Here is a 14,942-nt window from a genome sequence, read left to right on the forward strand (position 1 = left end):
TTAAATTGAGATTGAAAAAAACCCTGCTGCTGATATGGCCGCTTTTTATTGTTTTAGTTGGGGTGCTTGTTTTACGTTTTTCTCACACGTCATCCGGGTATTACTTATACATTGTAGATCCACATGGGGACGATTACGGACCAGGAACGTATACCTATCCGGTAGACTTCACCTTCAGGCTGGAGAACTTTGGTAAGAGAGAAACTTTCGACGTGGTGGAGTTTAAGGTCTATGAAAAAAATGACAAGGAAATCGTCTTTGAGTATAGACTTGCACAACCTATTGTTGATCCTTGGGGCCTAAGCTCAAAGCCATACCCGATCAGCGTACACGGAATCGACATCTACATAGACACGGGAAAGCCGGGAGGGCACACAGAAACGATATTTGATAAGACTGTGCCCGGAAATCTAGAAATGAACCCCTCCGGAACGATAAACGCAAAAATAAGTGAGGATGCCGCTTGGGAGTACGCGGTAAGAGCTCATGGCTGGGAGGTTGCTATCTTCAGAAATCCGACTGGTGAAAATGGAGGGAAAATTAAAGTAGGTTCGCTCGAAGTGGATAAGGAAAAGGGAATTATACGTATTCTCATCCCAAACCGTATAACGGGAAGACCCAGCTCTGACTGGAAGATTGTCACGTACATTTTTGGCATAGACTACGGAAATGCTAGAGTTGTTAACGCTCACGCGTCCGCTTGGAATTTTGGTGGAGGTAGAGACGATAATTCAGATCCGAACATTATTGATCTCATAGTTCCACCGGGCACGACTCAGGAGGAAATCTTGAATTTCGAAAAAGGCGCTGTTTTTCTACCCGGTATCCCATTGACTTCGAAATCCTATACATCTCAGAAAGGCAGAATCATGGTTAAGCCGCTAGAAACCGGACTGAGTCCTGAAGAAATTCCTCCAATGGATAACATTCTCAATGAAATCGTCAGAAGAGGCATCATGTATTTCTGGGATTTCTCAGATAAAGAAACCGGTCTCGTTCGCGATACTACTAAGTATCCGAATGATGAGTTTCCAGCAAGTGTAGCGGCGACAGGTTTCGGTCTGACATCCTTGATAATAGGAGCGCACAGAGGGTGGTTGGATAACCAACTTGTTTATGAACACATTTTGAGAACTCTAAGGAGTTTCAGGGATAACGTTGCCCAGCATAACGGCTTTTTCTATCACTTCGTTAGGATGTCAACGGGTGAACGCTGGGAACCAGCAAAACTCGGAAAACCGGGCGAATCTTCTGAACTCTCCTCCATAGATACAGCACTCTTTTTAGCTGGTGCTCTAACAGCGGCAGAATATTACAAAGGAACAGAGGTAGAAGTCCTGGCCAAGGAAATCTATGAACGTGTCAGATGGGACTGGATGCTTGCAGACGATAATACTTTGTATCATGGATGGACGCCAGAAAGAGGATTCCTCCCACACAAGTGGGAATATTATGCGGAGTCTATGATTCTCTACCTTCTGGCGATGGGTTCTCCCACGCATCCAATTCCTCCAAGCAGTTGGGATGCATGGGAGAGACCGTTGGCAAACATCGGAACTAGGAGGATGTACATAATGTCTCCGCCGGAAAGTCTCTTTACATACCAATATTCTCACGCGTGGATAGACTTCAGAAACAAGCATGATAGGTATGCGGATTACTGGCAGAATTCTATCAACGCTATCTATAACAACAGGAATTTTGTAATCTGGGTAGCAATAAACAATCCTGGTAAATATAGCGCTTTCGGGGAGGATATTTGGGGACTAACTGCCGGAGATGCTCCGTGTGCAAAAACTGGCTATAAGAACTACGGAGCATATCTGGGGGGATATGACGGAACCATTCATCCTTACGGCATGGTCGCTTCTCTCCCCTTTGTTCCGGAGCTTTCCATGCGCGGAATACAAGCGCTTCTCCAGAGGTATGGAAGAGAAATCTGGAGAGAATATGGATTCACTAGCGGTTTTAATCCAGACATTGATTGGTATTCCCGAGATTACACAGGGATCGATGTCGGGATCCAAGTCATAATGGTGCAGAATTACTTGGACAATTTTGTTTGGAATCTTTTCATGAGAAATGATTATATTAAAAACGCCATACGCCTTGCTGGATTTGTTGAAGGAACACTGGAAAATGGCCGAGCTGTGACTGTAGAATACGAACAGAAATATCTCAAGCCGGTGGAAGTGAAGGAAACCATCGCTTCTAAAGCTCCACCAACTATAAAAATCGATGGTTTGTTGTCGGATTGGTCAGAAGCAACTTTCGAGACCGTGGGACCGCAAGACGTCGTTCTCGGGTCGATAAGGTCCGATATTGAAAACGTCAGGGGAAGGTTTGCTGCGGCATGGGACAAAAACTTCCTGTATCTAGCTTGTGATGTCACGGATACCATACTTGTCACAAACATAGAGCCAGATGATATTCACAGCCTATACCGTACCGATAGCATAGAGTTTTACATTCAGCCAGACAGATTCGTGCCTGGAGCTGCTGGAATTTTCAAAATTGCGGCAATACCATTTGATACAAAAGGAAACCCGCAGGCATGTAGACATGAAGATGTCAATCCTGGACCGATATCTATGGTTGCTCCCGAGGTGAAGCTCGCATCAAGCAGAACTTCAAACGGTTATGTGATCGAAATCGCTATCCCCTGGAAATACCTTGGCCTGGAGCCTGCAGAGGGTGTGAAGATAGGGCTTAATTTCACGATTCAAAATACGTACATCAGGGACGCGGAGCCCGGCGAATATGTAAGAACTGCCATGCTTTCTTGGATAAGGGTGCCGGTTGTCTGGGCGAGACCATCAACATGGGGGGTGCTTACACTAACATAAGCAATAAAAATATCGCGAAAGAGGTGAGTAGGTGAATATGGATAACAGAGGGCTAAGCACGAAAATAATTGCTGTGGGTATTGGTATCGTGATAATCATCGCCGCCCTTGTTGTGCTGATTCCCAGAGGTGAGAAAGAAAAGGAGTCTATAGTCGTTTATCATTACTGGACCGCTGGAGCAGACAAGCAAGCTGTTAGCATGCTTTCTCAGATGTTCGAGAATCGAACCGGGATTAAACCGAAAATGAACGCCTTTACAGGATATCAGGACAAGTTAAACCTAGTCATCGACACGAGCCCACCAGACGTCGCCGCCCATTGGTTTAACAATTTTTATGTTGGCTACGCACGCCGCGGATCTCTTTTGGATCTAACGGATTTCTGGCAATCTGAAGGCTTAAATCAAATATTTCCAGAAAAAATTTCAAGACTTCTTGAGGTTGACGGAAAAAAGTATGGTGTCCCGCTGGACATTCACTGGGAAGGCGGAGTAGTCATTTATAATCTAAGAGTGCTGCGTGCTAAAGGGCTGAACGTTCCGACAACTTGGGGGGAGTTTGAGGCCTTGCTGGAAGCACTGAAGGCAAGCGGTGTGGAACATCCGATCGCGATGGGCTTCAAGGATGCTTGGCCCAGAGACATGGTCTTTACGGCGCTTCTTGCCTCGATAGGCGGTGCAGATTTCTACATTGGACTAACAAGGGGAGAAAATCGATGGACGGACGCACCGGTTCAACAAGCTTTCGAGATCTATCGACAATGGTGTGAAAAAGGTTACTTCGATCCATCGGCTCCCGGATTAGACTGGCAGGAAGCCTTAAGCACTTTCATAAATGGAGAAACGGCGATTTACTTCATGGGCGATTGGGCTTGCGCGGCCCTCAAGCAGATAGGCTGGAAGCCCAACGTTGATTTCATCGCGGATTTCCTCCCATTCAAGAGCGGTGTTAGACCGATCGGTATTCCGGACGTTGAAGGTTTCGTGATACCTTCTAAGGCGAAGAATGCACAAGCCGCAAAGGAATTCCTGAAATTTATCACGGATAAGAATGTTCAGATATCCTTTGCTTCTATAAAAGGTAGCTTCGCTCCGCACAAGGACGCGAGAGTTGAAGACTATGCAGACAGCGTTCAAATCGCTATGTGGAGAAAGGCCGAAAATTGGGATTGGGCCCTACCGCTGATGTGGTACTATCCGCAGACTGTAAGAAATGTCTTCGGAGACAAAATGTATGAGATCTGGGCGAATCCAAGAACAGTTAACATCACTCAAATTTGTGAGGCGATTCAAGCAGTTGTTGGGGGGTGAAAAAGTTCCCCTACGCTGGTAAAACCGGTAATGGGGAAGCCCGCCAAAGGTTAGAGGAGGAGTTCAGAGAAGAGGAAAAACCAGAAAAAACAGCCTTTCTCTTTCTTCTAATTCCACTGTTGTGCATAGGTTTCGTGATTTTCACGATAGTTTACCTTTTTGCGGCAAGTTTTACCTCAAACGGGGAATTTGTGGGACTCCAGAACTTTGTAAAGCTTTTCACAGAGGACCCATACTTCTGGCCAGCCCTATGGCACAATCTTTTCTGGATGATCTGGGCTATTCTGATCCCGGTAGGACTCGGATTTATCCTAGCGTTTATCCTAAGCGCAGGGTTAAAGGGCGAAGGATTTTTCAAGGGCGTGATATACTTTCCAGCACTCCTGTCCGGAGCCACAATCGGAGTGATATGGAGCTGGTTTTTCCTCCCGAAAGATAACGGAGTTCTGAATTTTATCCTGAGCAAGCTCGGGCTGATGGGTTTAGCCAATCCCACTACTAAACTTTGGATAAACGATCCTTCCAGCCCAGTTCCATTTCTCTGGATAATAACTATTCCTGTGTTTGCGATTTCGGTCATGGTGATTTTGTTGTCATTCTTTCCGAAAGTATCCGATTTGTCGCTTGTTTTGATTGTCAGTTTATTCGGCATTGGGATTCCAGCGATCCTTTACAAGACTGGGGCAGTCTCCACCTCGCTGGTTTCAATCCTCATCGCATCAACTTGGGCGGGATCCGCGGTATCCATGGTTATGTTTCTGGCTGGAATGAGAGCAATCCCAAAAAGTGTTTTAGAAGCGGCAAAGGTCGACTGTGCTTCTTGGTTTCAGACACTTAGGCACGTCATCCTACCATATCTTCGTCCTGTTTTCACCATCCTCATTGTGCTCTCCGCGATAAGCTCCGTTAAGGCCTTTGACTTAGTCTACACACTTGCTGGGCAAGAGGGTGGAGCTGGGCACCACGCCGCAGATGTTCTAGCTCTTTACATCTATCGCAGCCTGAAGATAGGAAACTACGGATATGCGAGCGCCATAGGAGTTATCGGGATACTAGTTGCAATAGCGCCTGTTATCATCTACATTACTTTGATGAGGAGGAGGGAAGAAGAATGAGTGAAAAGAGCACAAAGATTCTTTATGTGATTGTTTTTTTCATATGCATTATATGGGTCTTGCCGCTCATCACCGTGATATTCGCATCATTCAAACCGGAGGTGGAGATAAGGACGGGTAATCCTCTCTATCCGCCTACGGATCCAACTACTAGCAATTACTCAGATGCTCTTTATGAGGGAAGCCCGCCGCTCCTTACCGCTTTCAAAAACACTCTGATAATAACGACCCCTGCTGTGCTCGGTTCAGTCTTTTTGGGCGCTCTAGCGGCGTATCCTTTAGCAAGGCTGAAATTTAAAGGAAGCACGACAGTATACCTTTTGTTACTCTTCGGGATGATGTTTCCATTTCAATTGGTAATGGTTCCGGTTTTCAAGGCTGCAGATTTCCTCGGTCTTTACGAGACGACCACCGGAAACTATCTGGCGGTGATAGGCACGCATATCATCTTTGGTGTGCCTTTCTGCGCTTTTATTCTTAGAAACTTCTTCAAAACTGTGCCCAGATCTCTCCAGGATGCCGCAATGATCGACGGATGTTCTCATTTCTCATTTTTCTTCAGAATTCTTCTTCCCCTCTCTCTGCCAGCCTTGGCTGTCATATCTCTCCTGCAGTTCACAGGAATCTATAACGATATGCTGTGGGCGCTGGTTTTGATGAGGTATACCGACACATACCCTGTTGCGACAACTCTAGCCAGCTTATCAACAACGGCCGGCGTGCCGTATGGGCTTCTCTGTGCGGCAGGCTTTTTGGCAGTCCTCCCCACGCTAATCCTTTTCATACTGTTGCAAAGATATTTCATACAGGGGTTGGCCGCGGTAGGTCAGTAAACCTTTCCCATTCTCACAATGATCTTGTGAATCTTTCCGTCACCTATTGGTGGTATCACCGGTTCCGCAAGTTTTTTGTTGTCTAGAATAACTTCACGCACGCCGGTATTCACACCTTCAGGATTTTCTACCTCGATTTCATAAATCGCTCCTCTGAATTTTCTGATAACCCTGAACCTCTTCCAGCTTTTTGGAATGCAGGGGTCGATGAGTAGGCCTTTTTCAACCGGCCTTACTCCAAGAATCCACTCCGTGCAAACTTTAAACATCCAAGCTGCAGATCCAGTATACCATGTCCAGCTTCCTCTTCCATAATTCTTGGCTGTAGGTCCGTCGGTGTTCCCCGGTAGAACATAAGGTTCGGCCTGATATGCGTCAGCGTCTAATGCTCGCAGCGGCGGACACATTCTGCGGAAGATGTCGTACGCTTTTTCCGCTTCTCGTAATTTACAATATGCCAGTATGCACCATGTCCCAGCGTGTGTGTAAACTCCTCCGTTTTCTCTTAAACCAGGAGCATAGCGCGTAATATATCCGATTGTGTTATCGGGTTTCGTGTAAGCTGGATGTAACAAAAGAGGTCCATAATCCATTAAAAGATACTTTTCAATTGCTTGTTTTATCTTATCAACCCTTTCGGGTGGAGTGATCTCGTTTATTATGGCCCAAGTCTGCGCATTTAGATATATCCTTCCTTCTTCACATGTTTTACTCCCGATTAGACTGCCATCATCTTTTGATGCCCTCCAGTACCACTCACCGTCCCATCCATATTCGTTTATTTTCTCTTTCAATTCTTCAGCTCTTCTTTCGTATAGCGCTGCTTTTTCATTTAGTCCGACTTTTCTACAAACTTTGGCGAATCTTTTCAGTAGACCATACAGGAAATGTCCTAACCAGATTGATTCTCCTTTCCACTGCAAACCTACTGCGCTCAAACCGTCGTTCCAATCTCCGGCGCCAATCAGCGGAAGTCCGCGAGGACTAAAGCGAGAGAGCGCTAAATCTATCGCCTTCAGACAATGATTCAAAATGGTGTCCTCGGGCCCGTCAACGTAAGGTACTTTTTCCTCCAGTATTTTGTAGTCATCAGTTTCTTCAAGATAGAATGTCAGGATGTACGGGAGCCAGAGCATATTATCGGAAATGTTTGTTCTCATGCCGATTGTCGTTCCGGGATGCCACCAGTGATAGACTGCACCATCTTGGAACTGCGCACAGGCATGCAGCAAGATTTGCTTTTTGGTTATCTCAGGATCTAACGGGAGCGCAATCAGGCTACTCTGGAGCTGATCTCTGAAGCCATAAGCTCCGGAGCACTGGTAGTAGCCAGTTCTAGCCCACATGTGTCCGGAGAGGGCCTGGTATTTTAGCCAGTAGTTAATGAGAATGTTGAACGCATTATCCGGAGTTTCGACCAATATGCCAGACACGAGATTTTCCCAAAAATCAATCACCTTCCGTAACGCCTCTTCGACGTTGATCGGGTCATGATATTTTCTGATCAAACTTTCGATCTTCTCTCTTTTTTCGGCCCCAAGCAAGAAAATGATAGTTTTTTCCTCACCGGGCTTCAGATGAATTCTGACGTGGAGACTCGCGATGCTGTCGCAGAACTTTCCAACATTTCCCGAGAGTCTGCCACTTTCCACAGCTGCGGGCCTGCGTATGTCTCCTCGCCTACCCAAAAAAGAGAGTTTGTCTCCTTCAAAACCTTCTGGTTTCATGTTGACTGAGTGGAAGGCTTCGAGCGGGATTTCTGGCTGTCCTGTGCTGATGTATCTCGGCGTCGGGAGTGGACGCTTCTTTGCAAATATACAGTTGAGATCCGTAATATATTCAGTCTCTATAAATGTTTTGTGAAACTCGCGATGTGTATCCATTCCGTTTCCGAGACACCACTCAAGATACGTGAACAGACTGATAGCACGAGAGCGCGCGGAGGAGTTTCTCAACTTTACACGCCATATTTCCAGCGGTTCTCCGATTGGTACAAAAACGAGCATCGAACAGTCTAAACCAGACCTTGCGCTTTTGATCTCTGTGTATCCCAAACCGTGTACAACCTCGTATTTCTCAAAATCTGGACAGCAGGGTTTCCATCCCAAAGACCAGAATTCACCATTTTCATCGTCGCGCACATAGATGTACTTTCCATATTCGTCGCGGATGAGATCTTGATGCCAAATGTTCAACCTAGCGAGAGCAGAGTTTCCTCTCCAGCTGAAGCCGCTACCAGCCTGGGAGATGGCTAACCCATAGTCTCCATTACATATTATGTTCACCCATGGCGCTGGAGTGTCGGGCCTAGTTATTACAAATTCCCTGCCGTTTTTCGTGAAGTATCCGTACTTGTTTGACAAAAGTCTCTGCTCCTGTGACATGGACCTCTAGAAAACTACTCATGCGATTTTTTTAGTTTTCGTGCACGCAAGAGAAGCTAAATGGTGTTTTGTAAAAAAACGAAAACTAAATTAAAATTCTTTTTTGGAACTAATTTTACTCTAGCTTTTTCCAAAAAGGGTTAAAACCTTTGCTGTCTTAAATAAAATGTGAGAGGGTGAAAGAAAAGCTTGAAGTTTATCACTTCTGGATAGGGCATGAGCATGCACCAATAAAAAGTTTCTTGGATTTTTTTGCGAGAAAGTATTCAATTGAGGTCAGAGACATAGCGATGGAATGGGGTATCCATAGCGCGATAACTCAGGCTAAAGTTATGAGAGAGAATCCGCCCGATATCGTAGCCACGGATATAGGACGGAGGCTGGCTGATTACGTTAAAACTGGCGAAATTGCCGAAGTCGAAAAGATCTGGTCGAGTAAAAGTCTCAAAAAAGCAATACCGGACTGGATAAAAGAAGCCTGCAGCGTAGACGGCAAAATCTACGGTGTGCCGTCTAAATGTTTCACCTTTGCAGTCTGGTATCTGAAAAGAGTCTTCAAAAAGTACAACTTAGAACCTCCGGAAAGCTGGGACGAATTTTTAGAAATATGTAAGAAACTTTCCCAGAAAGGTATCAGACCAATAGTCTCTAGTTCTTGGGAGGTTTCTCTCTGGTTTGAGAACATCTTGGTTCGATTTGTGGGGCCGGATTTTTACAACGCTTTGATGAGGGGCGAAGAGAGCTGGCTGGATCCGCGTGTTATCGAGGCTTATGAAACCTTGAGAGAGCTTTCGGAGTATTTCTTGCCAGGACCATTCAGCTATAGTTTTCGCGAGTCTTGGGAGGCTCTAAACGCTGAAAAAGCGGTCATGCAACTTCAAGGAGATTGGGTTAATGAGATGTGGAAGGTCGGTTATGGCTATAAACCGGGTGTTGACTATGACTTTTTCTTGATACCGCCGATAGATGACAAAGTAGGTCATGTCATGATAACCGGTGGAAACGCTTGGTTGATGACTAAAAGAGCTCCACACAAGAATGAAGCTAAAACTTTCATGACTTTCGCCGCATCCAAAAGGGCCCACGAAATACTGGCAAAGGAAGGGATGGGCATAATGAGCAGAATCGATGTTCCTGAGCAACTCTATGATCCCGTCTCCTTAAGATTGCTCAAGAGTCTACAGAAATATCCTAATGTGCTTCAAATGGACGCGATACTGCCGGCTACCGTGTTGAGCGTGGAAAGATTACAGCAGGCACAAATCGTTTTGGGAGAGGAATTTAGCAGGAAGCGAATAGAGGCGCTTTTAGAAGAGATCCAGAAAGTAAGTGAAGGAATCCGACAGAGGTGAATACATTTGGTGAGAAGGATTTCTTCTGTCATTGGACTTTTTTCGGCTAAGGGAGGCGTAGGAAAGACAGTTCTAGCCGTGAATTTGGCAACTTTCTCGGCAAACTGCTGAAAGGAAGAGTTGCTCTCATGGAGGTTGGTGGAGCGATACCGACGCTTCACCTTTACTTTGATTTGCCAGAACCAAAGATTCCACCTAGCAAAATAGTCACTGGCGGAGGCCGGATAGAAGAGGTAATCACAAAGTACGGGAATATCCTGGATATCGTTTCTCTCTCGTTTGACTATGGATCTGAAAGTGAGATAGGAATGATAATAGACCTTTTGCGTGAGAGATATCCTCTCATAATTCTCGATTCTCCACCAGGATTAGGAATGGAGGTCCACTCCAGTCTCAGAGCTTGTACCGAAATAATTATTGTCTGTCAGCCGAAAATCCCCTCCGTGTTACAGGCTCTACAAACGTGTAAAATTGCAGAGAAGTGGCGTGTTCCGATCGAGCGCGTTATCATCAACCGTGTTCAGGGGGGAAATTTTGAAATCTCTCCAACAGATTTGCGGAAGACATTTGGTGGCGCCGTGATTTCCATAGTTCCAGAAGACCCCAGGATGCCAGAAAGTGTGACTAAGGGCAAGCCGTTAGTCATCCTAGACCCGGCCTCACCTGCCGCTCAGGAGATAAATAGGATAGCCCGCAGCATTGCTACAAAGATAAAAAAGAACATGAAACTCCTCTATGCCGTAAAATAGATTTCATCCACTTCTCATTTTTTCAACTATCCCCTTCAGTGCGATTTCCTTTCTTGATCGGATTTTCTCATCGAACACAACGAGTAATTTTTCGGCTTCTTGGGTACCAATTTGCCATAGATCAACGTATATTTGAGCGATCGGGGCTGACTGGTTCTGACTTACGCTTTCAATGTGAGAATCTTTTTCGAGCACCACAAGATTTGGTCTTCTACTTTCTCTTTTAGGGAATTTTGTAGAAATTTTCTGAGGATCTCCATAAACATAAACTTCTGAGTACAGCGGGGTTTCCCCTATCTTTCGCGCGTAACCCGAAAATGCTGTGAAAATTGTGCCGGAAGGGAGCTCGCTCTCGATTTCTTTGACTTTATGCGGAACGTAAGTCAAGAAGCATATGTCTTTATGCAAGTCTCTTGTACACGCCCAGTAAGTGAGGACCTTTTGAACATTTATCACACGGAAGCCCATGGGCTTCTTTTCGACTCCATGAAATCTGTGGAGTTCTCTTACGACTTTATTCACGGTGTCTAAGGAGATTTGACATTTTTCGGCGATCGATTTTTGCGTCATGTACGGTTCGTCGAGTTCAAGTGTTCTATACAAAATCTCCCTGAAAACAATGTTTTTTCTACTCATTTCCTACCTTTTAAAAATAAATTGAGGTTATTTAAATAGCTTTAAAAATGGGGATATCGTCAGGATAAGATTTCCTTCGCCGCTTCAATCAGCTTTTTGAAATCCACTTCTTGAAGTTTTTGTCCTAAGCCGATACCCGGACAATCGTCGTAGATTTCAAACACAATACCCTTTTCTGTTTTTCTAACAAAGAACGGATACAGTCTGCATACTAGTGGTCTGTGTTCGTATATCGTACATGCCCCGTTTTTCAGGAAAATGCATGCTCCTCCTCTCCTCTTCATCTTGTATTTGAACTTTCCTGCTCCAGAAATCGGACTAGCAAATTGCATAGGATGCATGTCTGTGACATTCGAAATTTTTTCAACTTCTTTTTCAAGCAAATAAATTACTCGGCTTCTGTGCGGGGCGTCACCACAACATCTAGCACATCTCTGACACTCAAACTGAACATTTTTGGGTATGTCTATGTTCATCCAAGACTCATTCTTCGTATGGACTTAAAAGTTTATTTGGCACTGGAAGAAACTAGTATGATAAGCATGCAGGCAATCGTGTATATTCGGACTACTCCTGGAAAGGCTCTGAAAGCCTTGGAAAAGATAAAGAAAATACCCCAAGTTAGATTCGCCGCTGCTACCACTGGTAGATTTGACATCGTGGTTAGGGTCGAAGTTTCGGATATACGCGAACTAGGCGAATGCGTAGTAAACGAGATACAGAAAATCGAAGGAGTTACGTACACAGAGACCGCTGTGATCGTTACAACATAAAATAAAACTTGCGAATGTGGCTCCTTCCGTGCACAACTGTTAGAACATAATAGATTTTAAGAAAGTGTGCAGAACTCTGAAGATTAGATGGAAATCCCAAAAGAGTACCGTCCACTTGAAGTAGAACCTAAATGGCAGAAAAAGTGGGAAGAATGGGGAATATACAGATTTCGGCGAGAGGACCGACATAGTCCAACATATGTTATCGATACGCCCCCACCCTATCCTTCTGGTGAATTTCACATGGGTACTGCCTTAAACTGGACCTACATTGATATTGTCGCACGTTACAAGCGGATGAGAGGCTATAACGTTTTCTTCCCTCAAGGATGGGATTGTCACGGGCTTCCGACAGAAGTTCAGGTTGAGAAGATTTACAAAATCAGGAAGGGAGATTTGCCACCCGACAAGTTCCGCGAGTTATGCATTCAGTTAACTGAAAATAACATAGCACATATGAAAGAGGAAATGAAATCGATGGGCTTTTCCATAGATTGGTCTACCGAGTACCGAACGATGGATCCAGATTACTATGGCAAGACGCAGCTTTCTTTTGTTCTTCTTTACAAAAAAGGCCTGATTTACCGTGGAGAACACCCAGTGAACTGGTGTCCACGCTGCGAGACCGCCATCGCCGACGCCGAGGTAGAATATGAAGAGAGAGAAACGTCTCTGTATTACATAAGTTTTGAATTAGACAGTGGGGAGAAAATCCCAATAGCCACCACGAGACCCGAATTTCTACCAGCGTGCGTGGCTGTGGCCGTTCATCCGGAGGATGATAGGTATCGTGGACTTCCCGGCAGAAAGATAAAAGTTCCTCCATTCTGGAATGAAGTACCGATAATAGAAGACCAAGAAGTAGATCCCGAGTTTGGCACCGGAGTAGTGATGATCTGTACTTTCGGGGACAAGACTGATGTGAGATGGGTTAAACGTCACAACCTCCCCGTTATCAGGCTTTTGGACGAGAGAGGACGAATAACTGAAGCCGGTAAAAAGTACTCCGGAATGTCCCTAGAAGAATGCAGACGAGCGGTTCTTGAGGATCTAAAAACGGCCGGGCTTGTTTTTAAGGAAGAAAGGATACGGCAAAATGTTGGTCTATGCTGGCGTTGTAAAACTCCGGTTGAGATCCTCTCTAAACCGCAGTGGTTCTTAAGGGTCTTGGATCTAAACCCGCTAGCAATCAAAAAGGCTAAGGAGGTAAGATGGGTGCCATCTCACATGCTTTTCAGATTCATCAATTGGGCGGAATCGATGGACTGGGATTGGGTAATATCTAGGCAAAGGATATTTGCTACGCCTATACCCGCATGGTATTGTGCCAATTGTGGAGCTCCGATCGTTGCGAGCGAGAAGCAACTGCCTGTGATTCCCTGGAGAGATCCACCCCCTGTGGAAAAGTGCCCTCACTGTGGAGGGAAAAACTTCAAACCGGAAACCGACGTGCTGGATACCTGGATGGATAGTTCCATCACCATCTGCGTGCACGCTGGTTGGCCGGATATGGATCCTCGATTGTATCCTGCTGACTTGCAACCGAATGGAACTGATATCATAAGAACCTGGGATTACTATCTGATGATCCGTCATCTCGCTCTTCTTGGTGAAAAGCCGTATAGAACAGTCCTGATCAATGGCATGGTTGTCGGAGAAGACGGAAGGAAGATGTCGAAATCCCTGGGAAACTATGTCGATACTAGCATGGCTAGGTCAAAATGGGGTGCCGATGCTCTCAGACAGTGGGCAGCCATAGGAGCTTCCACGGGTTCTGATGTTCCATTCAGCTGGAAAGATGTTGAGTTCGGCCATAAATTCATGCAAAAGCTTTGGAACGCTTTCCGGTTTTCATCGAAATTTTTAGTAGGTGCCAAGAATCTAAATCCATCTAAGCTAAAATTCTCTCCTGTAGATAGATGGATATTGAGCAAATATCAGAGGCTGGTTGAAGGAGTCACGGAGCACCTTGAAAATTTTGAATTTTGCCATGCTCTGCGAAAAATCTACACTTTTGTCTGGCATGATTTATGCGACAATTATTTGGAGGCCGTGAAATACAGACTGTACAGCAAAGACGAGACAGCCGAGGCTGCGAGATTTACTCTTTATGAAATTTTCCTCGGCATAACAAAACTGCTCGCACCGTTTATCCCACACTTTGCTGAGGAGGTCTTCCAAACTTTCTTTTCAAGAGATTTTCCGGAGATTATAAGCGTACATCTCTCAGAATGGCCGAAAGCAAAGCCAGAATTCATAGACAAAGAGAGCGAAAGGCTTGGTGAAATGTTTTGTGCCGTGGTTGGCGCCTTAAGACAGTTCAAAGCTCGGGAAAGGATGCCTTTGAATGCCGCGATAAGCAAGGCAATATTCTATACTTCGCCACAAATCGCCGAAGACTTGGAAAAACTAAAGTCCGACATTTCTGGAACTCTCAGGATTTTGGAGCTCTCAATCTCTATCTCTTCGCCAGAAATAGAGGAAGATATAGAAAGAGTTGAGTTAAACATCGAACGCGTCGGACCAAAATTTAGATCGGACCTAGAGATTCTTAAAGAAGCCCTAGAAAAATCAGACCCCAAGGATATCTATTCTGGCGTTATGAGTGGTGGCGTGACAATCTGTTACAAAGGAAAGGAATTCAAACTAGACCCGGGAGACCTAAAATTTTTGAGAACCGTTTCCTCTGCCGATGGAAAGAAAGTCGTACTAGTAGAGGAATTTCCAATCACCATTGTTTTGCCTTTATGAGCTTCCTTTGACCACACTTATGACTAAAATCAGAACAAAAAGCAAGAAAAACAGTATCATTGTGTAAAGTTGAATTCTATGATATCTCTTCTGCTGTTTCCTTAGAATTTCCTCGCAGGATGGAGAACAGATAAACTTGTCGGGCGGAACTGGTTTTCCACACACTACACAGTGTCTATGATCCTCGACCAATT

The 14,942-nt window shown here is 45.1% G+C and carries 12 protein-coding genes; 8 read left to right on the forward strand and 4 right to left on the reverse strand.

Annotation, left to right across the window (positions count from 1 at the left end; genetic code table 11):
- Positions 1-5: 5 nt before the first annotated feature.
- The 4 genes from QXF64_01880 to QXF64_01895 are packed head-to-tail and all read left to right on the forward strand — an operon-like array spanning position 6 to position 6,103.
- On the forward strand, positions 6-2,846 hold the full coding sequence (locus QXF64_01880; protein MEM1689244.1) for a glucoamylase family protein: 2,841 nt from the start codon (positions 6-8) through the stop codon (positions 2,844-2,846).
- A gap of 37 nt (positions 2,847-2,883) precedes the next feature.
- Complete coding sequence (locus tag QXF64_01885; GenBank protein ID MEM1689245.1) at positions 2,884-4,155, forward strand: extracellular solute-binding protein; 1,272 nt, start codon at positions 2,884-2,886, stop codon at positions 4,153-4,155.
- Positions 4,152-5,270 carry a sugar ABC transporter permease gene (locus tag QXF64_01890; protein MEM1689246.1) on the forward strand — a complete coding sequence of 373 codons (1,119 nt, stop codon included), beginning with the start codon at positions 4,152-4,154 and terminating at the stop codon, positions 5,268-5,270. Before QXF64_01885 ends, QXF64_01890 begins: the two co-directional genes overlap by 4 nt.
- Positions 5,267-6,103, forward strand: a complete 837-nt coding sequence (locus QXF64_01895) for a carbohydrate ABC transporter permease (protein MEM1689247.1) — start codon at positions 5,267-5,269, stop codon at positions 6,101-6,103. The genes QXF64_01890 and QXF64_01895 overlap by 4 nt, the downstream gene beginning before the upstream one ends.
- Here the strand turns inward: QXF64_01895 and QXF64_01900 are convergent.
- The gene (locus tag QXF64_01900) at positions 6,097-8,487 is read right to left on the reverse strand and encodes a hypothetical protein (GenBank protein MEM1689248.1); all 2,391 of its coding nucleotides are present in this window, start codon (positions 8,485-8,487) and stop codon (positions 6,097-6,099) included. The genes QXF64_01895 and QXF64_01900 overlap by 7 nt on opposite strands.
- 176 nt (positions 8,488-8,663) lie before the next feature.
- On the opposite strand from QXF64_01900, the gene QXF64_01905 reads away from it, so the two are divergent.
- Both QXF64_01905 and QXF64_01910 read left to right on the forward strand, forming a co-directional pair.
- Complete coding sequence (locus QXF64_01905; protein ID MEM1689249.1) at positions 8,664-9,839, forward strand: extracellular solute-binding protein; 1,176 nt, start codon at positions 8,664-8,666, stop codon at positions 9,837-9,839.
- Positions 9,840-9,967: 128 nt separating this feature from the next.
- A complete protein-coding gene (locus QXF64_01910) occupies positions 9,968-10,588 on the forward strand; it encodes a hypothetical protein (protein MEM1689250.1) in 621 nt (206 codons plus the stop codon).
- Between the two features lie 3 nt (positions 10,589-10,591).
- Here the strand turns inward: QXF64_01910 and QXF64_01915 are convergent, their stop codons facing one another.
- Positions 10,592-11,224 carry a hypothetical protein gene (locus tag QXF64_01915; GenBank protein ID MEM1689251.1) on the reverse strand — a complete coding sequence of 211 codons (633 nt, stop codon included), beginning with the start codon at positions 11,222-11,224 and terminating at the stop codon, positions 10,592-10,594.
- Between the two features lie 59 nt (positions 11,225-11,283).
- Complete coding sequence (locus QXF64_01920) at positions 11,284-11,700, reverse strand: YkgJ family cysteine cluster protein (GenBank protein ID MEM1689252.1); 417 nt, start codon at positions 11,698-11,700, stop codon at positions 11,284-11,286.
- Between the two features lie 57 nt (positions 11,701-11,757).
- Here QXF64_01920 and QXF64_01925 point away from each other — a divergent pair, with 57 nt between their 5' ends.
- Both QXF64_01925 and QXF64_01930 read left to right on the forward strand, forming a co-directional pair.
- Positions 11,758-11,997 carry an Lrp/AsnC ligand binding domain-containing protein gene (locus tag QXF64_01925; protein ID MEM1689253.1) on the forward strand — a complete coding sequence of 80 codons (240 nt, stop codon included), beginning with the start codon at positions 11,758-11,760 and terminating at the stop codon, positions 11,995-11,997.
- 87 nt (positions 11,998-12,084) lie between these two features.
- Positions 12,085-14,748, forward strand: coding sequence for a valine--tRNA ligase (locus QXF64_01930; GenBank protein MEM1689254.1), 2,664 nt, complete (start codon positions 12,085-12,087; stop codon positions 14,746-14,748).
- Here QXF64_01930 and QXF64_01935 read toward each other — a convergent pair.
- Positions 14,743-14,940: a DUF2116 family Zn-ribbon domain-containing protein gene (locus QXF64_01935; protein ID MEM1689255.1), complete on the reverse strand. Its 198-nt coding sequence runs from the start codon at positions 14,938-14,940 to the stop codon at positions 14,743-14,745. The genes QXF64_01930 and QXF64_01935 overlap by 6 nt on opposite strands.
- Between the last annotated feature and the right edge of the window lie 2 nt (positions 14,941-14,942).

Source organism: Candidatus Hadarchaeales archaeon, from assembly GCA_038823825.1.
Taxonomy (GTDB): domain Archaea; phylum Hadarchaeota; class Hadarchaeia; order Hadarchaeales; family Hadarchaeaceae; genus JAVZGN01.

What these genes read in the sequence shown, in the direction of transcription:
- QXF64_01920 (MEM1689252.1), bottom strand. Translation starts at nt 11,700, where the DNA reads ATGAACATAGACATACCCAAAAATGTTCAGTTTGAGTGTCAGAGATGT.
- QXF64_01900 (MEM1689248.1), bottom strand. Translation starts at nt 8,487, where the DNA reads ATGTCACAGGAGCAGAGACTTTTGTCAAACAAGTACGGATACTTCACG.
- QXF64_01885 (MEM1689245.1), top strand. Translation starts at nt 2,884, where the DNA reads ATGGATAACAGAGGGCTAAGCACGAAAATAATTGCTGTGGGTATTGGT.
- QXF64_01915 (MEM1689251.1), bottom strand. Translation starts at nt 11,224, where the DNA reads ATGAGTAGAAAAAACATTGTTTTCAGGGAGATTTTGTATAGAACACTT.
- QXF64_01895 (MEM1689247.1), top strand. Translation starts at nt 5,267, where the DNA reads ATGAGTGAAAAGAGCACAAAGATTCTTTATGTGATTGTTTTTTTCATA.
- QXF64_01925 (MEM1689253.1), top strand. Translation starts at nt 11,758, where the DNA reads ATGATAAGCATGCAGGCAATCGTGTATATTCGGACTACTCCTGGAAAG.
- QXF64_01930 (MEM1689254.1), top strand. Translation starts at nt 12,085, where the DNA reads ATGGAAATCCCAAAAGAGTACCGTCCACTTGAAGTAGAACCTAAATGG.
- QXF64_01910 (MEM1689250.1), top strand. Translation starts at nt 9,968, where the DNA reads ATGGAGGTTGGTGGAGCGATACCGACGCTTCACCTTTACTTTGATTTG.